This window comes from Candidatus Nitrospira nitrosa (assembly GCF_001458735.1).
Taxonomy (GTDB): domain Bacteria; phylum Nitrospirota; class Nitrospiria; order Nitrospirales; family Nitrospiraceae; genus Nitrospira_D; species Nitrospira_D nitrosa.
In genome coordinates, this window is the sequence record NZ_CZQA01000001.1 from 604,213 (window position 1) to 623,440 (window position 19,228).

Genomic DNA, 19,228 nt, shown 5'->3' on the forward strand with positions numbered 1-19,228 from the left:
AAAATCGAACGGACACTGTCGGTCAAGAACGAACGTTTGAAGGGCACCTTTGGCCTATTGATGGAATGGAATGGCGGAGGGAGGTTTGCGGACTTGCGACAGGAATTGCTGAGCCGATGCGACTGCAGCTTCTCTTTCTGGAGCCGTAAACGTCACATGACCCATCTTCCTTCCCTGGCGAATCACCCGCTTTCCATACAGATGTACTGCGGCACCTGGGATGGAAAAGGTTCCCCGGCTTCTCTCACCGGACAGCACCGTGGTCACCTCGTCACCAAGGAGGTTCACCATGACAGCAGGGGACAGGAGTCTCACTTCACCCAATGGAAGACCACACATCACGCGCACTTGCTGCTCAAACTGAGAGACGGTACAGGCATCCAATGTATAGTGGCCGGAGTTATGCGGGCGCGGTGCAATTTCATTGATGAGAAGGCGACCGTCTTGGGCCTGAAAGAGCTCGATACAGAAGATTCCGACTCCATGCAGCTCAGCCACTGCCCGGACGGCAAGCTCACAGGCTGCCTCGGCGTCACTGGGGGAGATGGAAGCAGGAACGACGCTATCACGTAAAATCCCCTGCTCATGCCGATTCTCAACGACAGGATAGACTCGTGTTTCCCCGCTCGCACTTCTGACCACGAGGACCGAGAGCTCCCGCACAAACGAGACAAACTGTTCGGCAATCCACCTGACCCTGGTAGAGGATGTGGCAAGAATACGCTCAAACCGCTGGATATCAGAGGGCTCTCTAATCAGCCATTGCCCTTTCCCATCGTAACCACTCCTTGCCGTTTTACAGATCAGCGGAAGACCAAGGCGACTGATCACCTGATGAAGTTGATGCTCCGATGTCACTTCAGCAAAGTCAGGAAGGGGGAGCGAACAGGACGATAAAAACTGCTTCTGGGTAAGCCGGTCTTGAATGATGCGCAGGACGGCACTGGACGGACGCAGCGGCCGCTGTTGTTCAAGCCATTGACAGAGCTCGGCCGGGATATTTTCCCATTCGAGCGTTATGGCCTGAACCGTATCGATGAACCGCTCCCTAATGTCATGATCTGCGAAGGATGTAGAGAATGATTCGTCCGCAACCCGATGGGCGGGGGCATCGGGATCGGGATCCCAAATGGCAACCCGGTAGCCCATGCGACGAGCTGCTCCGGCGAACATCGCTCCGAGTTGCCCACCACCAAGCACCCCCAGCATAGCCCCTGGGTCAAGTATCGTATGCATCACGGTCGCCGTTTGGTCGATGACACCTCTGACGTGTCACAACCGACTCCCTTCGCTTCAGGGGAGTGGAGAACCGTCTCTGTCTGAATACGCCGGTACGCAATCAGGCGCTCCGCTATGTCAGGACGGCTCCCTGAAAGGATCTGCGCGGCCAGGAGACCAGCATTTTCTGCACCACCGATCGCCACCGTTGCCACAGGAACACCTTTGGGCATCTGAACGATGGAGAGCAATGAATCTAAACCACGAAGGTTTTCCGTCGGAATCGGCACACCAATCACGGGGAGATGGGTCTTCGCAGCGAGCATTCCAGGAAGATGCGCCGCACCACCTGCCCCACCGATAATAACTTGAATACCTCGTTCCGGAGCCGTGGTGGCATATTCAAAGAGTCGATCTGGTGTCCGGTGCGCCGAAACAACAAGGAGTTCATACGGAATCCCCAATTCAGCTAAGATCGCCCCGGCTTTTTCAAGTATAGGAAAGTCCGACTTACTACCTCCTAATACTCCAACAATCGGCCGACCACCCAGCGCTTTCGCACGGGTGCTGACCTGAGATTGTCGTACCGGCAGCTTACGCTTACCCATACCCTCCGCCTCCTTTGAGTAGACAGAACACACACCAATAGCAGCTTGATAGCGGCACCATAGCGAGTCCGCCGAACCGGGTCAAGACAATCCACCCACAAGGACCCCGCGAGTACCAGCTTGGTACTGAGTACTTAGGAGAATCCCAGCTTAGACATTCAAGATGTGATGCCGTAAGCGGTCAGCTTAACGCTGATTGGTTTACATTCGGCCGGAGGGTTCAAATAAAATGGCCCAGGGGGGATTCCCCTGGGCCATTGTTCTGAGGATCTCGGCGCCGCGGCGCCATTCACTTACTTAGCGGCAGGCGCTGCCACCTTCGGCGCGAACATTTCAAACAGACTCGGCTCACGCTCCAGATAGTCAGGTGGGAAGAAGTTGAATCGCCGCCACAGTTCGTACCAGAGCGGAACACGATTCATAACCACCCAACCCAGCACCTTTGTTCCCTGTCTTACCTGAGTTTGCTCAGGCCATGGCTGAGGATCATCTGGGTCCGGAACCACCCAGAATCGGTAGTTCCCCTTACCATCATCGATCTGGTCAACTACCTTGATGATACCTCCACGGGTGCCAGCCATTAGGCCGGGCCAAGCCGGCAGCGGAATAGCCGGAACCCCGAAGAAGAGAATCCGCACCTTGCGCCCAGGCTTCAGGAGGGGAGAATCCAACCCTTCAGCCTTCATTTCAATAGCTGGATCGGCAGCGAGGGGAGAGATGGTGACCAAATTATCTCCCTGCTTGACCGTCTCATTGATACCAACTTTCGCCATCTTGACGACCGTGCCGTCCATAGGGGCAAAAAGTTTTGCTGCTTCAATACGTTGCTGAACCCCCTGTTGCCGATAAGCGATGTCCGCCAACGATTCGGTGGCCTTCGCAGCTTCAGCAACCGCGGAATCGCGGGATGCGATTGCATCCATCAGCCTCTGATTGACATCCGCTGAGACTTGATCACGACCAAAGCTCAGCGATGACCTGGCCTGCTCGGCACCCTGCAAACTCGCCTGTGCCGCCTGCAAGCCTGCCTTGGTCCCGATCTCGGTTTGGATCGTCAACTCAAGTTCACGTTGGGAGACCAACCCTTCCCGAACTAGTTGCCGATGGCGGTCGACATTGAGTTGGGCTGTGTGCACGTCGATCTTGTACTGCTCAACCTTCTGTTGAGCCTCACGCACTTTATTGTCTGCCTCAACAACCCGCGCCTCTGCTGAAGGAACAGCCGCCTGGACCAGTTTCTTCATCTCACCGATTCGCCGGTTCAACTGGTCTGCCCTGGCCAATGCCGCTTGCTTGGTTTTCTCCAAGGCGTCTTTTCTCTGCTCAAACAGAGGAAGGATCTCTGGGGCCATAAAGGTCGGATCGTAATCTTCAAGCTCACCGACAAGTTCACCCTTTTTAACCTTCACACCTTCATAAATGTGCCACGCCTTGATCCGACCAGTAATTCGAGATTCAATATTCTGGGGCCGATCATAGGGAGTATAGGCAGAAACCTTGCCGGACGCTTGAATCGTTTGTGTCCAGGGGACAAACTCAAGGACGATCAGAAACAAGAGAAGAATTGTGAGAATGGCACGGGACGCCGTAAACATCCCTCGTGGTATTTGCACAGCCTGCCAGCAAGGCAACTTTGCCAATGCCGGGCCTTGTTCAATCGTGATCGCTGCCAAGCCGACCCCTCGTTGAACCAGCGCACGCTCACCGTTACTATCATGACCGCTACCTAGGCTAGCCATGGAGCCTCCATAATAAAAGTACTGCTATGAATTGGCCGTTTCAACGACTTACGCATGAGTATGATGCAACATGATACGACGATCAGCATGATCCGTTAGATTTGGATCGGTCGACACAAAGATGACCGACCAGGCCTCATCCTTCGAGCAAAGCCGTCGTAAAATGCGCTCGCGCAATGATGGCTCAAGCGAATGAATCAGCCCATCAAACACGAGCACTTGTGGACGACCGAGAATCGCACGGGCCAGAAGAATCTGGACCACGTGAGTTGGCGACAACGACTCTCCGAGTGCGGAGACCTCGGACTTCACCCCGCGCGGAAGGCCTTCGATATCTTCTTCCAACTCCGTGAAGCGGAGCGCCCAGTTCAGGTCATCATAGGTGACATAGGACCGGCCCATTACAATATTTTCTTCGATCGTGCCCTTAACGAGGGACAACTGCGAGTCAATCATGACACTGCGGCACTGATTGATCGCGCTGGGATCGATGTAGCGAAGATCGACACCATTATATTGCACAACGCCACCGGTCGGTACTTCAAGTCCACCAAGCACTCTTGCCAATGCCGTTTTTGCAGCCGTGGTTTTAGCATATATCCCAAGCTTCTCACCGGGGGCCACATCCAGATTGAAGCCATCGAACACCGCCACGCCACTGTGAACCAGACTCACCCCTTTGCAGGTCACGCGAACCCCTTGACCGAGGTGCTTTGGCAGAGCCACGGTAGATTCGGTGGACACGTAATCCTGTTCCTGACTAAACACCTCATCAAGGTGGGTCAGCGAAGCAAAGAAATAATAGATGTACCCCATGTTCTTGATCAGCGAGTCAAAATTGATGACCAGGGCGCTGACGACCGCTTGAACTGCGACCAGCTGCCCAAGTGTCAATTGTCCTGAGGCCAAGAGCGAGCCTGAGATGGAGAGCGCACCGGCCTGTGCAATGGCTTGTCCGGCCACAGACCCGATATACTGCCGCACCAACACGGCAAACCGTGCTTTCCGAGCTTCGACATACCTGGTGACCAATGCATCGGTCTTCTGGATAAGAAACGGCTTACTGTCGGTCGCCTTTAACTGTAAGGCGTTCCGCGAAACCTCTTGGATGAAATTGAAGACATCGTACTTGGCGTGAGACATCTCCAGGGTTCTTTTCAGCGCACCACGGGAGAGTACGAAGAACGTGATCGCAAAGCCAGTCATGAGCATGAGGTTGTAAATGAGAAAATAGGGATGGTACACGACCAGCATGATCATCCCGACCGATCCGCCGACCACCACGTTCAACAGATCGATGAGCAGCGTTGAAAGCGCCCGCTGCATGAAGACCGTTTCGATAAAGTAGTTCGCAATTTCCGGACGGGCTCCTTTAAATCGATTACGAGGCAATGCCTCAACCATCGCCACCGCCACGCGGGCAAAGATTCTGCGCTGGACGACGTCCACGGCATAAAAATGAAAGGTCTTGAACAGACCGACGAACAGGAGCACCGAGAACATCACCGCCGTCAAGGTATAAATCATGACCGGTTGAATCGCATAGGAAAAGGTGCTGACCAATTCCTGTACGGTCAACGGAATGATAAGGGAGAAAAAGCCAACCGCAAGGGCGTAGGAGAAAAGAAGACTCATAATCTTTTTCTCAGCCCGGATGGCCACGGACAACTGTTTCATCAGCGCTTCGAACAGGCCCCTATAACCTTCGCCCTGAGGTTCCTTCATGAGCACCCCCAGTAATATGTCAGAATGTGAATCATCGGCCCCTTTCCAACTCTTGTATACAACGAAAAATACGCTATTCTTTGATCAAGATCCAAGCCCACCAAATGAACTATGTGGTACTACCAGCTACATCAGGAGTCATTAATCACGTCCTGGGAGTTTTCGTCCGGATGAACCCGCTGATTGTACCTGGTCCCCATACTTGGCAAGCACACTGTCCGCCAAAGGCTTCGACAAGGCTCCTCTCGCCCAGAGCATCCCTCCACGAGCCACGGCATAGTCGGCTTGTGCACGGTAGAGCTCGTACGCTGCCTGAACCACCGCACGCTCTCGCAGGTTGACGAAGAGCACGCTCGTGGCTCCCATGTTAAATCTCGCTCGTTCGCCTTCTTCCAAGGTCTTGGCCAAGCGCAACGCCTCGGTCGAAGCTTTGACTCGATCTCTGGCCCTCACGATGGCCGAGAGCCAGTTATCTACCTCGATCTGAACCTGGCGCTCGGTGTAGGCCTGCTTATATGCCAACCGTGTCTGCTCTGCCTCTGCATGAAGAACTTTCCCTCTCGCAGCGCGATTGAACAACGGCATGCTGAACAGAGCAGCCATTCGATAGCCGATCCCACCGACCCAATAGATGGCGCCGATCGCCGGACCACCTTCAACTGAGAGCTTTGGAAGGAGGCCATTCTTGGCGAGTTTCAGGTCGATATTGTTCAACCTAGCTTCAATGTAGAGATCGCGCACTTCCGGACGATCCTCCGCAGCTTCCACCTTAAAGGCCGCGACATCCTCTTCGCTTGGTAATGGCGTTTCACCCTGAAACTCTGGAGCCCATTCCGGTCTCGGCGTCACCGGTTCCCCGTTTTCCCAGAGAAAGAGGGCGAGTTTATATTGTTCGTACTCCACCTTCCGTTGCGCGGCAATGGCAGCCTCACGACGCCGCTGAACTTCTTCCCGGGCTTCGACCACGTCGATCGGAGCGACCGCGCCGGATTTGGCTCGGCCCTCCACCATACGATAGCGTTCCTCCGCGATCGCCAGCGTACGCTTAACCACATCGGCCTGCTTGACGACAACCTGCCAATCCCAGTATTGAACCGCCCCAGCAAGATAAAGATCCTGCCGTTTCTGAGCCACCTTCACTTCCGCTTGTGGTCCAGCGAGTTCCGCCTGCTGGAGCTGGGCATACTCTTCATTAATCATGAACCCCCGCAGGAGATTAATCTTTCCACCGACTATGCCCATTTGCTGCGGATAGAACAGTTGAAAGTCTTGAGGGACCGCAATCGCAGGACTCTGGACGTTGCGTTCATCGATAATAGGGTAGGCTCTGTTCCCCTCAAGCGTTGCACGATCGCCGAAAACGTTACGGATGCCGCCGAAGAGCTCCAAGCCCCAGGGGTGCCCGATCTTGAGCATGGTATCGACATAGCCAGCACTTAGGCTATTCAGACCTGTCGCATTCGTCAGATTGTAGGTTTGATACCGATCGTACTCGATTTCGTTTCGAAATTTCGGCTCCCAGGCACCTAGTGCTTTGAGAATTTTTGCCCGAGCCTGCGCTCGCTCCAGTCCGACGGCCCTGAGCAGCGGATGAGTCAACTCAATCCTGGCCAATACCTCTTCAATGGTCAGGGGAGCGGTGCGAGTTGACTGAGCCTGCATGACACTGGAGTCGAGCACCGGTTCCCCCAGTGCGATCGCCGGCACCATCATCAACGAGAACAACAAGAGAAAGATCAAGGAATGATGCTCCTTTGTTGCGGAATTAATCGCGGCCCGGTTGTTTAAAGCCGTTCATGCCCGCCGCTGTCAACGGGTTCCCGTACTTGGCCAACTCGCTTTCTGGCCAAGGCCTTGCCAAGGCGCCCCTCGCCCACAACATGCCTCCACGCGCCACGGCGTAGTCGGCCTGCGCCCGATACAGCTGGTACGCATGCTGAACGACGTTGCGCTCACGGAGGTTCACGAACAGGACGGTGCTTGCGCCCATATTGAACCTGGTCCGCTCGCCCTCCTCCAGCGTCTTGGCTAATCGTAAGGCCTCCGTCGCCGCCTTCACCCGGTCTCTCGCACGCACTTGAGCTGAGAGCCAGTTATCCACGTCGATGCTGACTTGTTGCTCGGTGTACAGCTGCTTGAAGGCCAGTTGCTGCTGGTCCGCCTCCGCGTACAGGACCTTCCCCCGCCCTTCCCGCTGGAAGATCGGCACTGCAAACCACGATTCGACCCGATACCCGACTCCCACATTCCAGTCCGCGCTGGCCTCCATTTGCCCCCCCTTAAAATCAAACTTCGGGAGCAGGTAGTTCTTCGCAAGTTTAATATCGATATTATTCTTCTTGGCTTCGATGTAGAGGTCCCGCACCTCTGGGCGCACTTCCTTTGCCTCCACTTTATAGGCTGCAATCTCCTCGTTGGTCGGAAGCGGTGTTTCGCCCTGAAATTCCGGCGCCCATTCTGGTTGCGGGGTCACCGGCTCGCCGTTCTCCCAGAGAAAAAGAGACAGCTTGTACTGCTCATACTCCACCTTCCGTTGCGCGGCGATGGCAGCCTCTCGCCGAACCTGAACCTCTTTGTTGGCCTCAATGACATCGAGCGGCGAGGACAACCCCCTCTTCGCCTGCCCCTCGATCTGCGTGAACCGTTCTTCGGCCACAGCCAGGGTGCGCTTCACGATATCAGCTTGCTTAACGGCAACTTGCCAATCCCAGTACTGTACGGCCCCGGCGAGGTAGAGGTCTTGCCGCTTCTGCGCCACCGCGATCTCAGCCTGCGGCCCCGCGAGTTCGGCCTTCTGAAAGTCGGCGTACTCTTCGTTCATCATGAATCCTCGCAGCAGGTGAGCCTCCCCCCCGATGAGCATTTGTTGGTTATGATAGAAGAGCAGTCCATCATTCGGGATGAGTGCATGGGCGCCTTGGTTGATGCGATCCCCAAACCCGTTGCGGATCCCGCCGTTGAGCCTGAAGCCCCAAGGATGTCCCATCTCGATCGTGCTGTCGTTATATCCCCCCGTCGTCGTATTGATGAAGGCCAGAAAGTTCCACGACTGATAGCGATCGACCTCTGTCCTGTTCTGAAACTTTGGTTCCCAGGCCCCGAGCGCCTTGAGGATTTTTGCCCGGGCCTGCATCCGTTCAACGCCGGTCGCCCGAAGGAGCGGATGGGTCAACTCAATACGTGCGAGCACTTCGCTGATGGTCAGAAGCTCGGTGCGGACAGACTGCGCCTTCAACGCGCTAGAATCGTGCACCGGTGCCGCCAGGGTCGTCACGGGAAGCAAGATCAGAATCACGAGTAAGAGAGCGGTCATCGACAGATGCTCCTTGTGCAGGATTAATCGCGACCCGGTTGTTTGAAGCCGTTCATGCCCGCTGCCGTCAGCGGGTTTCCGTACTTAGCCAACTCGCTTTCGGGCCACGGCTTGGACAGCAGCCCTCGAGCCCACAGCATCCCTCCACGCGCCACGGCGTAGTCAGCCTGCGCCCGATACAGCTGGTACGCCTGCTCCACCACGTGGCGTTCACGGAGGTTGACAAAGAGGACGGTGGTCGCGCCCATATTGAATCGGGTCCGTTCGCCTTCTTCCAGCGTCTTCGCCAACCGCAGCGCTTCCGTCGCCGCGGTTACCCGATCTCTGGCGCGCACTTGGGCCGAGAGCCAGTTGTCCACGTCAAAGGTGACTTGTTGCTCGGTGTACAGTTGTTTCAACGCCAATTGTTGCTGAGCCACTTCAGCGGCCATGACCTTCCCGCGCGCTTCTCGCTGGAACAGCGGCATCTCGGTGTGCAGGCCGACCCGATACCCGAGTCCCACCAACCAGTCCGCAGCGCCCGGGGTCGGCCCCCCCTCTAGATCTAACGTCGGGAGCAGCTTGTTCTTGGCAAGCTTCATATCGATGTTGTTGAGCTTAGCTTCGACGTAGAGGTCTCGCACTTCCGGCCGCACTTCTTTCGCCTCTGTTTTATAGCCTGCGACCTCCGCGTTGGTCGGGAGCGGCGTTTCCCCCTGGAATTCAGGTGCCCATTCCCGTCGGGGCGTCACCGGCTCCCCATTCTCCCAGAGGAAGAGGGACAGTTTGTACTGCTCATACTCCACCTTGCGTTGCGCGGCGATGGCGGCCTCTCGTCGAACCTGAACCTCTTGGTTCGCCTCAATAGCATCGAGCGGCGCAACCCTCCCGCCCTTCGCCAACCCTTCGATCTGGACTAAGCGCTCTTCAGCCACAGCTTGTGCACGCTTCACGACATCAGCTTGCTTAACCGCAACCTGCCAATCCCAGTACTGCACGGCTCCAGCCAAGTAAAGGTCTTGCCGTTTCTGCGCCACCTTGATCTCTGCTTGCGGGCCCGCGAGCTCGGCCCTTTGAAATTCGGCGTTCTCTTCGTTGACCATGAAGTCTCGTAGGAAATGGATGGTCCCACTGTAGTAGAAGTGTTGCTTATGATAGGCAGCGCGCAGATCAGGGGGTAGGGCAATACGGTTGATACTTTCGCTATCCCCGAAGCCGCTGCGAAGTCCACCGGCAACCCTGAAGCCCCAAGGATGCCCGACCTCGACCGTGCTGTCGGCATATCCAATCGTATGTTGATTTGGAATGTCGAACGCCGTCGTAATGTTCCAGTTAGTATAACGCTCGAACTGTGTATAGTTCTTGACCTGCGGCTCCCAGGCCCCGAGCGCCTTGAGGATTTTTGCCCGGGCCTTCGTGCGCTCGGCTCCCGTGGCCTGAAGCAGGGGATGGGTCAACTCAATACGCGCCAGCACTTCCCCTATGCTCAGAGGTTCGGTGCGTGTCGACTGTGCCTGCACCGTGCGGGAGTCGATCACCGGCTCCGCTATCGCGGTCATTGGCAGAATTACGACCAGAGCCAACACCAGTGCGACCATGTGGGATGCTCCTCTCGTATACATTCGGCGGACGGCGCACACACTAGCAACCTCCCCTTCTTTTTTCAAAATAGATAAAACAGATTTGTGGTATCGATTAATCCGATGGTATAGTACCGCCGCTCTCCCAAGAGCTACGGGCCATATGGATTGGTTAAACTACCATCACTTGTTATATTTCTGGTCCGTTGCCAAACACGGGACCGTAACTAAAGCCTGCGAAGAACTCCGCCTCGCTCAACCCACGATTAGCGGGCAGATCCATCTGTTAGAAGCGACCTTGGGCGAAAAGTTGTTCATTCGAACAGGCCGGCGTCTGGTGCTGACGGAGATGGGTCAGCTCGTGTTCAAGTACGCGGAGGACATCTTCGCGACCGGGCAAGAGCTGATGAATACCGTGAGAGGGCAGGAGAACGGACAGCCGACACGTCTGGTCGTGGGCATTGCCAACGCCGTTCCTAAACCGCTCGCCACCCAACTGCTCAAGTCCGCTCTCAGGCTCTATAAGCCGACACGCTTAATCTGCCAAGAGGATAACCTGCACCAGCTTCTGACCGATCTGGCCGCTCATCGTTCCGATTTGGTGATCGCTGATACTCCGGCTCCACCTGGAGTAAAGGCACATGCGTACAACCACCCGTTGGGCGAATCGGGCGTCACGCTGTTCGCCACGGCAAGACTGGCTGCCCAGTATCGTCGAGACTTTCCCTACTCACTCCGCAATGCCCCGCTCCTCCTCCCCACCTCGAGTGCGGTGCTTCGTCGCTTGATGGACCAATGGATGGTGAACCACGGCGTCCACCCCACCGTGGTGGGCGAGTTTGATGACAGTGCGACTCTCAAAGCCTTCGGCCAGGATGGCCATGGGATCTTCCCCGGCGCCACTGTGATCGAAAAGGAGATCTGTCGCCAATACCAGGTGCAGGTGGTTGGACAGCTGGACGGACTCATCCAACATTTCTACGCGATCACCGTGGAACGGAAGCTGAAACACCCCGCTGTGCTTGCGCTTGTCCGCACCGCCCGACGCGAGTTACTCAACTGACGGAGCTGTTTGAGCACCTTGCGGAGGTGTAGCCTTTTTAAACACCTCCCCGCTAAGCTGGTTCATTTCTACCATGAACATCCGTCACATCTGATGGCGCCCAACAGCGTCCAGCAGTTGCGCTCGCTCCTGACTCGTGAGCTCCTTCCACTCACCGATGCCCAGCCCGTTGACTGTGATGTGCATGATCCTGGTTCGATGCAGCAGGATCACCCGATAGCCGAGCGCATGGCACATCCGTCTGATCTGCCGATTCCGCCCCTCGGTCAAGACAATGCGAAACCGGTCAGGCCCGACCCGACTCATTCGGCAGGGCTTCGTCCGGCTGCCGAGAATCACGACGCCCTCCGCCATATGATCCAGAAAGGTCTGATCGAACGGACGATCCACCCGCACAAGATACTCTCGCTCGTGGCCGAATTCCGTACGGAGAATCTCGTTCACGATGTTACCGTCGTTCGTCAGCAAGATGAGCCCGGATGAATCCTTATCGAGCCGCCCGATCGGAAAAATTCGTTCAGGATGTCCGATCTCGGCAATGATGTTTCGAGCGACGTGCGATTCGCTCGTGGTCGTGACGCCGACCGGCTTATGGTACTTGATATAGAGGGAAGCTTTTCCCCAGGGTAAGACCTGGCCCTCGCGAGCGATGACGTCTGATGGCCCGACCTGGTCCCCGAGCTTGGCCACATGGCCATTGATCGTGATCGCTCCGGACTCGACCAATCGATCGGCTTCACGCCGAGAGCAGATCCCCTGTTCGGTAAAGAATTTATTGATGCGGATGGTGTGCGCCACGAGAGCAGGTGACGATTAATATGTGTATCGACTACGAATGAACGCGGCGGCCAGCTTTGATACGCCCCAAGACACGATAGATCAACCGCGCGATTGAAAATTGCGGCGCGACAAATCCCTCTATAGGAGCTATCTCGCTGAGATCCATTCCCACGATACCCGGTCCGTTGGCCAGCGCTGTGATGAGATTGAGAGTGTCGTACCATCCAAGGCCCCCCGGCTCTGGAGTGCCCAAGGCCGGAATAATCGAGGCATCCAGCCCATCGCAATCGAACGTGAGGTACACCGGGGTTCGGCAGGCTGCAACGACATCGGGAATCCATTTGGCCGCCTTCCCTTCGTAGGGACCGGATGGGTCGAGGATGCTTGCTGCAAAGAAGGTCTTGATTCGGTCCGTCCTGTCGATACGGGCGACCTCTTCAGCGCTGATCGATCGGATCCCCACCTGTACAAGCGGTAATCCATCATCCACCACCCGTGCCATGACACTGGCGTGGCTGAATGGATTGTCTTGATAGGCCTCCCGCAGATCGCCATGTGCGTCGATTTGCACGACCGTCATCTGCGGATATCGTTTGGCATGGGCGCGAATCGCCCCCAAGGCACCGGTATGTTCCCCCGTCAGTGTGACCAGAAACCGGCCGGATCCCACATGTGGTGAGACAAACGCCTCAATCGCATCGACGGCAGCGCGATCGACCTTGCCGTTCAGTTCCAACGGGGATACCGTGGCTACGCCACCCCATTCTCGATAGGGTTCACATCGCAGTTGTTCGTCGTAGAATTCCACCTGACTGGAGGCTTCAAGGATAGCGGAAGGGCCGAGGTTCGAGCCCCGGATGTAGCTGGAGGTGTGCTCATAGGGAGCCGGCAGGATATAGACACCAGCCTGGTCGGGATGGCACCAGGGTTCGTCGATTCCTAAAAAGTTATGGTTGGGGCCTTCCCAGCCAACGGGAAGCGTCATGCGCGTTCTTCCCTTCGCGGAGTAAGCGACTGAGGCGTACCTATGGCGCACACCACAGTCATTTACCGGCGAGGACGGGAGGGCACGTTTTCCGGCGGGATAAACACGGCCAGTGCGATGACGGTCGTCCACTTGCCCTTCTTCCCGACAGCCGACTGGGTGATATTCAGCGTCTGCACGATCTTCCCACCCATCTTGAATACCTGTTCCCGCTCCTTCCAGGCGACATTGGGGTCGAACTCAACGCCTAACGTCGTGGCCAGCATCTGTGCCGCCAAGTCTTCGGTGTATTCTCCCGTCTCTTCATCTGTCTCGCCATGCGCATGGTGCTCGGACAGATATCCGTATGTTCCGCGATCGGTCGGCTTGGCGAGCCCCACGGACGCCGACACGAGCTGATTCCGCTCATTGGTTTCGGAGCGGGCCATGACGCAAAACGTGATTTCACCGGGTTTCAGCAGTTGCTCACCGCGCTTCCGGGGGATGATCTTGCAGTGCGGCGGAAGGATGGAGGACACGCTGACCAGGTTGCAGTACGCCACACCGGCGCTGCGCAACGCCTCTTCGAAGGAGGCCAGCTTTTCCTTGTGGACTCCCACCCCTCTCGTGAGAAACATATGCGTAGGTACCATCATCTCCCCTTTCGTCCGACTATCGGCCTTTCTGGCTGTTCGGAAGTTGCTGCGTGACGTGCGCTCAAGCGGTCAGCCTGACACACAAACTACGCCGTACCAACGGTCGTATCGGGCGTTTGTTGTAGCAAGATTGAACCGGCTTCGCAATATATTCTAATTACCTTTTTCGGATGGCGTGGATGGTTCCTTGAGGTTCATGATGAGCATCCTGGGCTCGGTCATATCCTCGATCGCGGCACGGACGCCTTCGCGTCCCAACCCGGAATCCTTCACGCCGCCGTAGGGCATGTGGTCTGCGCGAAACGTCGGAATTTCGTTCGCCAGGACGGCTCCGACTTCACAATGACGAAACGCGTAAAAGATTTTGTTGATATCCTGGGTGAAAATACCAGCCTGTAATCCAAAGTCTGATTGATTGAGCAACGCCACGGCTTCACTGAGCTCACGATAGGGCGTCACGGTCACGACCGGTCCAAATACCTCTCGACAGGAGACTTTCATCTCCGGCCTCACATTCCCCAACACCGTGGCCTCCATCAACGATCCGATCCGTTTCCCACCCAAGAGCAGTCGGGCCCCGTCCGCCACCGCTTCCCCGATCCAGCTCTCTACTCGTTGCGCAGCTGCTTGATCGATGAGAGGCCCGATGGTCGTCGTCTCCTCGGCAGGATCACCGAGTTTGAGCCGAGCCACATGCATGAGAAGTTTGGTCGTAAACGCGTCGACGACCGCCTGATGCACGAAAACCCGCTGCACCGAAATGCAAGTCTGGCCGGCATACCCGAACCCGCCTGCGGCGCAGCGCTGCGCCGCCAGTTCCAAGTCAGCATCCGGCTCGATCACCACGCCTGCATTGCCGCCGAGTTCGAGCGTGACTTTTTTCTTCCCGCATTTGGCCTTCAACATCCATCCCACCGAGACACTGCCGGTGAAACTCAGCAGTTTGAACCGAGGGTCGATCACCATCCGTTCGGCAAGAGGGTTGTCGCAGGGTACGACGTTCAGTCCGCCTGGAGGCACGCCTGCTTCGAGTGCGATCTCGCCGAGCAGCAGCGCCGTCAACGGCGTCTGCGGAGCCGGCTTGATCAGAATCGGATTCCCCGACGCGAGTGCGGGCGCCACCTTGTGCGCCACCAGATTCAGTGGAAAGTTGAAGGGGGTGATGCCGAGAATCGGACCGATCGGGAACCGACGGACCATGCCGAGATGGGTGTCAAAGCCCGGCGTCCAATCGAGCGGTACCACCTCACCCGCAATCCGCCGCGACTCTTCGGCTGCCACGGTGAAGGTCTGGATGGCTCGGCTGACTTCCCGCTTGGCATCTGTGATCGGCTTCCCCGACTCGGCCGTGATGGTCTGCGCACATTCATCGCGCCGTCGGTAGAGCAACGCTGCGATCTGCTGGAGCATGTTGTACCGGGCGTGTCCCGGCAACTGCGCCATCACCGCAGCAGAGCTGGACGTCGATGCGACGGCCTCTTCTACATCAAACTCGGTGGCTTGAGCGACTTGAGCCACGGATTTTCCGGTGAACGGATCGACGACCGGAGTCGTGACCGCACCCGGTTTCCACTGGCCATGAACGAGAAATGGACGGGATTCCTGCACAGGAAGATTCGCTGGAGTCTCTTGGATGAGGTTGGTATTAGTCCGCCGCTTCCACCGACGCAGCCGCTTCGGCCGCCGATTCCACAATCGCGGCTGCCTCCTGTGCGGCAATCGCCTTGGCGATCAATTCTTCCGTCCCCCAATCGCGAATCGCCTCCAGGGTAAACCCTTCGTAGGTCGAGACGCCATGACAGGACGGACAATCCGGCATCGGGACTTTTCGATAAAAAACTTCCGTGAGGCAGGACATGCACACCCAGAAGTCATCGCGATGAGAGACCGGCCAGAACGATTGCATCGAATCCATAGGGATACCTCTCCCTTGTGTGATACAGAGGACTATCGCACCTGAGTACCGATGTCAACCCTACGCGCACAGACTTACCTTCCGTTCCACATTTCTCAGCGAGAGACGTCTTCTACTTTTTGCCGTTCGCCAACAAGCGATCGATCTCTTCCGCGAACATCTCGAACGGAAATGCGCCCGGAATCGCCACAGCCGGTTCCTTGTCCGTCGGCTCCGTCGCCGTCCGGACCAGGATAAACCCAGGGGTTCCATGAAACCCCCACTGATTGGCTTCCTGACGATCTTCAAAAATCGCCTTGGTATACCGCCCATCGCTCATGCACCGTTCAAAGGCGGCTTGATCCAGATTCAACGTCGCCGCATGTCGCCGATACACCTGCTTATCCAGCTGTCCTCCTTCGGAAAACAACCGGTCATGCATCGCCCAATACTGACCCTGCTCACCGGCACATCGTGCCGCCGTCGCTGCATCGAGCCCCGACCCTTGGTCGCCCCGCGGAAAATCCCGATACAGAAATCGCACTTTCCCCGTATCAACGTATTGCGCTTGAATACGCGGCCAGGTTCGCTTGAAGAATTTCAAACAAAACCCGCAGGTGAAATCCGAGTATTCGATCAAGGTGACCGGGGCGTTGGCTTGCCCCCTCATCCGCAAATCGGTCTCACCTGAATTTCCGGCAGAAGCCGGCACAGACCACAAGAGCATGCCGCCAAGGACAGCCAGACATACCCGTTGTCCCATCGACCAGATCATGAACTGCGCACCACCCCGGCTTTTTTTCTTTCCATCAGACCCATCATCAGCAGCGGCCACACGACGGTGGCATCGCTCAAGACTTCAGCAAATCGTCCCCCATCCTTCGGCGTAACAAACTTGCCCCAGGAGAGTCCTTCCTGATAGGTACAGCCGCTCAGTCCACCCCAGTAATCCGGCTCCGGACAAATCCTCACACCATAGTGAAATCGTGGCGGTGTCACGTTCAGCCCTAACCGAAGGTTGCCCACTTCAACATAGGGGCCGACTTGTTGCGCCCAGTTGCGTGGCACGCCGCCACCGATCGTAAAAATTCCCCGTCGCTTCGCGGAGAGCATGTGGTCGGCATAGCTATTCAAGTCCAAGTACGGATTAAATGATGGGTGGTATTGCAGAATCGTCTGCAAGATCCCCAGATCACCATTCTGATCGCCCCGTGAACGAGCTTGCTCGACTTGCCGCGCCATCGCCAAGGTTCCTATATCCAGTCCCACTTCTGAATCCGTAAAGGCTGGAATGTACACCGGTACGTTTTTCAGGTAGGCGCTTTTCAGAATGCCGTCACCATGCAGTTCTTCCGCCAACGTCTTTCCAAGTTCTCTCGTGATCAAGTGCGACGACAGCGGCTGATCCTGATCCAGGCGCTTCAGCGTCTGCGCCACGACATGCTCAACGTAGTTTAAATTCGCTTCCATCTCCAGTGTGTCGTAGACGCGGTTGTACCCCTTCTTGAACAACTCCTCGTCACTCATCGAGGGATCATGCCGATAATGCGTCTTTCCGACGGATTCGCTCAGGCCATGCGCCATCAATGCACCGGTCGAGATGATGCACTGCACCATCCCCTCATCGATCATCTTCGTGATGATCTTCCCCATCTTGGCGATGGTCATTGCACCAGACAACGTCATGACCACCTTACACTCAGGGTCTGCGACCATCTCCCAGAGTACCTCGAAGGCTTTTCCCACGTGCCGCCCACCGAAGGCGGTTTTGCCCATGGCCTCCAATAGGTCACCGAATGAGGAAATCTTGTCAGGATCAAGCGGCTCAAGCGCCTCTAACCCGTCTTTTGCTCCATCACGAAACTCGCGTGCGTACATAAGACAACCCTCTATAACCAACTGCACCAGTGACTAACGTGGATTCGTTTATACACAACCCTGAATAGAGGCGTCAATGAATGTTGCGCACGGACTCGTATCAATTGATTGTTCAGCGAGAATGATTCAGAACACGAAGAGAGACCTTCTCCTAGAGAACTGTCGCTACATCAACCTCGGTATAAAGCTCACACAACCCGGCACCACAAACCTGGATGGAAGTAAGAGCGAGTCGATTCGAAAGAAAAGAATGGGTGAGAACGCCCTCCGCCGGCCTGTCGCAACCGCGGGTCGACAATTGCCACGGAAGTGTTCATGAACAATGCGGGCTAGAATAACGGCTTCTTCCCGCCTGCCTTGCTGATGGCGTGACTCAGCGCTTTTGAAAGGCTCTCCGCAGCTGCTGCATCGCAAACCGGGAGAGAGAGCTCCCCCTTCTTTTCCCCCTGTTTGTCTCGTGGCGCACGATCCTCATACACAAGCTCCTCCAGATTTGTGACGACCAACCGGCCGGTCTTGAGATCCTGCATGGGCTTCCCCGGCATCGAAAGCGTTGCCACCCATTCGGTCACACAGGCCGCACGTGTGCAGCGCAGCCGAATCCCATAGAGATTCGTTCCTTCTCCTTCTCGTTCAGGATTGACGGCGGGAGACATGGCGCTCAGGTCGAACTCCTGAACTTTTTCAACCGGTGCTTGGAGGTCAAGGGCGCCGCCGACGCGCATCCGCTCATTGAGCCGCGTAGTCAGTTGCAGTCCGGAGGGAGGCCGAACTACCACGTCAACTTTCGCCGTTCGATCCATCTGCCACGGCGCTCCGTCCTTCGGAGCCATCCGTTGTAACCCGCTGCGCATCGTCGCACACGCTTCCCATGTACCTTTGATAAACGCCATTGTCTCTTCCAACGAGGGCCCCTCTTCTGGTCCAGAGCCTTCGCTCGATCCAGCCCACACAGTCGATAGACCAATCAGGAGAAGGAAGCAACCAACGACGACCCACCCCACTTGCCATCTAGCCATCATGTCATTTCCCCTTAAGCCGACAGTCCGGACCGAACGGATTATAGTCGATTTGCAACAGTTCCATCAGTTACAGAGACTTCGCCGCCACCGACAAAAAGGGGATACCTCGTGAGCGGTGGTACGTAGATACTGCGGCATCAATGCAAAAAACACTGGAGGGGTTTATCTGCTGCCATCAAGCCTGAACAAGTCATACAGAAGCAGTCTGGCTACGGCTGCCATCAGATCGGTACCCGTCGTCAGCTCTTCATCGTTTTGTCTGAAATTCCACGTTGACGAGTTTTATTTCTGAGAGATCCGTGAGCCGCGGACACCAACGTGTGCCGGCACGCCATAAGGCCGAGTCTAGTTGATCATCAATCGTTCCTGGGTGCTCATAGTGAATGCCATAGGCATAGGTGGCCGCACTTCGACAGGGGAACACGAATGACTTCGTCACGTCTTCGGACTCCACCTCGAATCGTGTCACGGTCAGATCAAACGTGAGCCGGATCTTGAACCAACAATGAGCATGGTGATCGTCGACCTGCATTGAGTGCTGATAGCATTGCAATACATCACGGACCGTCCCCATGGTCAATGACGTATTCCCAGAAAAGACCTCGGCTCGCTTGTCGAGCACCAAGGCCTTGGCAAGGGACAAGGCGTGCCCGACTTGAATCGGGTTCAGGAGATCGAAAGCCGACTCGTAGATGACGATGTTGGGATGCACCTTGAATTCGCGTAGGGATCCACGCTTGGCCAGCTCGAGGTTCCAATAAAAGTCCACGGCCTGGGACTCGCGGAAGCGAAAGGTCAGGAGGTTCATA

General features: G+C 56.3%; 17 protein-coding genes. 1 reads left to right on the forward strand and 16 read right to left on the reverse strand.

Translation table 11 applies throughout. From position 1 onward, the window contains the following. Positions 1-54: 54 nt before the first annotated feature. The 7 genes from COMA1_RS02910 to COMA1_RS02940 form a co-directional block, all read right to left on the reverse strand. Positions 55-1,236, reverse strand: a complete 1,182-nt coding sequence (locus COMA1_RS02910) for a 5-(carboxyamino)imidazole ribonucleotide synthase (protein WP_090743514.1) — start codon at positions 1,234-1,236, stop codon at positions 55-57. Then, the gene (purE, locus tag COMA1_RS02915) at positions 1,236-1,826 is read right to left on the reverse strand and encodes a 5-(carboxyamino)imidazole ribonucleotide mutase (RefSeq protein ID WP_090743517.1); all 591 of its coding nucleotides are present in this window, start codon (positions 1,824-1,826) and stop codon (positions 1,236-1,238) included. The genes COMA1_RS02910 and purE overlap by 1 nt, the downstream gene beginning before the upstream one ends. Positions 1,827-2,119: 293 nt before the next feature. After that, on the reverse strand, positions 2,120-3,565 hold the full coding sequence (locus COMA1_RS02920; protein ID WP_090743521.1) for an HlyD family secretion protein: 1,446 nt from the start codon (positions 3,563-3,565) through the stop codon (positions 2,120-2,122). A gap of 48 nt (positions 3,566-3,613) precedes the next feature. Further along, entirely contained in the window at positions 3,614-5,290 is a 1,677-nt protein-coding gene (locus tag COMA1_RS02925; protein WP_090743526.1) for an ATP-binding cassette domain-containing protein, read from the reverse strand. A gap of 141 nt (positions 5,291-5,431) precedes the next feature. Next, positions 5,432-7,030, reverse strand: a complete 1,599-nt coding sequence (locus COMA1_RS02930; RefSeq protein WP_090743529.1) for a TolC family protein — start codon at positions 7,028-7,030, stop codon at positions 5,432-5,434. 25 nt (positions 7,031-7,055) lie between these two features. Next, on the reverse strand, positions 7,056-8,603 hold the full coding sequence (locus tag COMA1_RS02935) for a TolC family protein (RefSeq protein ID WP_090743532.1): 1,548 nt from the start codon (positions 8,601-8,603) through the stop codon (positions 7,056-7,058). 23 nt (positions 8,604-8,626) lie between these two features. Next, positions 8,627-10,180 (reverse strand): TolC family protein, encoded by a 1,554-nt coding sequence (locus COMA1_RS02940; RefSeq protein ID WP_176697808.1) that lies wholly within the window; start codon positions 10,178-10,180, stop codon positions 8,627-8,629. A gap of 145 nt (positions 10,181-10,325) precedes the next feature. Between COMA1_RS02940 and nhaR the strand changes: the two genes are divergently transcribed. Beyond that, a complete protein-coding gene (nhaR, locus tag COMA1_RS02945; RefSeq protein ID WP_090743538.1) occupies positions 10,326-11,225 on the forward strand; it encodes a transcriptional activator NhaR in 900 nt (299 codons plus the stop codon). Between the two features lie 84 nt (positions 11,226-11,309). Here nhaR and COMA1_RS02950 read toward each other — a convergent pair whose 3' ends face one another. From COMA1_RS02950 to COMA1_RS02990, 9 genes are all read right to left on the reverse strand, one after another. Then, positions 11,310-12,011, reverse strand: a complete 702-nt coding sequence (locus COMA1_RS02950) for a pseudouridine synthase (protein WP_090746770.1) — start codon at positions 12,009-12,011, stop codon at positions 11,310-11,312. A 43-nt stretch (positions 12,012-12,054) separates the two neighbouring features. After that, positions 12,055-12,990, reverse strand: a complete 936-nt coding sequence (gene speB, locus COMA1_RS02955) for an agmatinase (protein ID WP_090743541.1) — start codon at positions 12,988-12,990, stop codon at positions 12,055-12,057. A 62-nt stretch (positions 12,991-13,052) separates the two neighbouring features. Continuing rightward, positions 13,053-13,625: a pyruvoyl-dependent arginine decarboxylase gene (locus tag COMA1_RS02960; RefSeq protein ID WP_176697809.1), complete on the reverse strand. Its 573-nt coding sequence runs from the start codon at positions 13,623-13,625 to the stop codon at positions 13,053-13,055. Positions 13,626-13,778: 153 nt separating this feature from the next. Further along, positions 13,779-15,320: an aldehyde dehydrogenase family protein gene (locus tag COMA1_RS02965; RefSeq protein ID WP_245630825.1), complete on the reverse strand. Its 1,542-nt coding sequence runs from the start codon at positions 15,318-15,320 to the stop codon at positions 13,779-13,781. Then, complete coding sequence (locus COMA1_RS02970; protein WP_090743546.1) at positions 15,271-15,540, reverse strand: hypothetical protein; 270 nt, start codon at positions 15,538-15,540, stop codon at positions 15,271-15,273. The genes COMA1_RS02965 and COMA1_RS02970 overlap by 50 nt, the downstream gene beginning before the upstream one ends. A gap of 112 nt (positions 15,541-15,652) precedes the next feature. Further along, entirely contained in the window at positions 15,653-16,294 is a 642-nt protein-coding gene (locus COMA1_RS02975) for a DsbA family protein (RefSeq protein WP_090743549.1), read from the reverse strand. Next, positions 16,291-17,397 (reverse strand): deoxyhypusine synthase family protein, encoded by a 1,107-nt coding sequence (locus tag COMA1_RS02980; protein WP_090743551.1) that lies wholly within the window; start codon positions 17,395-17,397, stop codon positions 16,291-16,293. The genes COMA1_RS02975 and COMA1_RS02980 overlap by 4 nt, the downstream gene beginning before the upstream one ends. Positions 17,398-17,726: 329 nt before the next feature. After that, entirely contained in the window at positions 17,727-18,419 is a 693-nt protein-coding gene (locus COMA1_RS02985) for a hypothetical protein (protein WP_141654198.1), read from the reverse strand. A gap of 247 nt (positions 18,420-18,666) precedes the next feature. Beyond that, entirely contained in the window at positions 18,667-19,227 is a 561-nt protein-coding gene (locus tag COMA1_RS02990; protein WP_090743557.1) for a hypothetical protein, read from the reverse strand. Position 19,228: the final 1 nt, after the last annotated feature.

Excerpts from the sequence above, each read along its gene's own strand:
- COMA1_RS02910 (WP_090743514.1), bottom strand. The coding sequence starts at position 1,236 with ATGCATACGATACTTGACCCAGGGGCTATGCTGGGGGTGCTTGGTGGT.
- purE (WP_090743517.1), bottom strand. The coding sequence starts at position 1,826 with ATGGGTAAGCGTAAGCTGCCGGTACGACAATCTCAGGTCAGCACCCGT.
- COMA1_RS02920 (WP_090743521.1), bottom strand. The coding sequence starts at position 3,565 with ATGGCTAGCCTAGGTAGCGGTCATGATAGTAACGGTGAGCGTGCGCTG.
- COMA1_RS02925 (WP_090743526.1), bottom strand. The coding sequence starts at position 5,290 with ATGAAGGAACCTCAGGGCGAAGGTTATAGGGGCCTGTTCGAAGCGCTG.
- COMA1_RS02935 (WP_090743532.1), bottom strand. The coding sequence starts at position 8,603 with ATGACCGCTCTCTTACTCGTGATTCTGATCTTGCTTCCCGTGACGACC.
- COMA1_RS02940 (WP_176697808.1), bottom strand. The coding sequence starts at position 10,180 with ATGGTCGCACTGGTGTTGGCTCTGGTCGTAATTCTGCCAATGACCGCG.
- nhaR (WP_090743538.1), top strand. The coding sequence starts at position 10,326 with ATGGATTGGTTAAACTACCATCACTTGTTATATTTCTGGTCCGTTGCC.
- speB (WP_090743541.1), bottom strand. The coding sequence starts at position 12,990 with ATGACGCTTCCCGTTGGCTGGGAAGGCCCCAACCATAACTTTTTAGGA.
- COMA1_RS02960 (WP_176697809.1), bottom strand. The coding sequence starts at position 13,625 with ATGATGGTACCTACGCATATGTTTCTCACGAGAGGGGTGGGAGTCCAC.
- COMA1_RS02970 (WP_090743546.1), bottom strand. The coding sequence starts at position 15,540 with ATGGATTCGATGCAATCGTTCTGGCCGGTCTCTCATCGCGATGACTTC.
- COMA1_RS02975 (WP_090743549.1), bottom strand. The coding sequence starts at position 16,294 with ATGATCTGGTCGATGGGACAACGGGTATGTCTGGCTGTCCTTGGCGGC.
- COMA1_RS02980 (WP_090743551.1), bottom strand. The coding sequence starts at position 17,397 with ATGTACGCACGCGAGTTTCGTGATGGAGCAAAAGACGGGTTAGAGGCG.
- COMA1_RS02985 (WP_141654198.1), bottom strand. The coding sequence starts at position 18,419 with ATGATGGCTAGATGGCAAGTGGGGTGGGTCGTCGTTGGTTGCTTCCTT.
- COMA1_RS02990 (WP_090743557.1), bottom strand. The coding sequence starts at position 19,227 with ATGAACCTCCTGACCTTTCGCTTCCGCGAGTCCCAGGCCGTGGACTTT.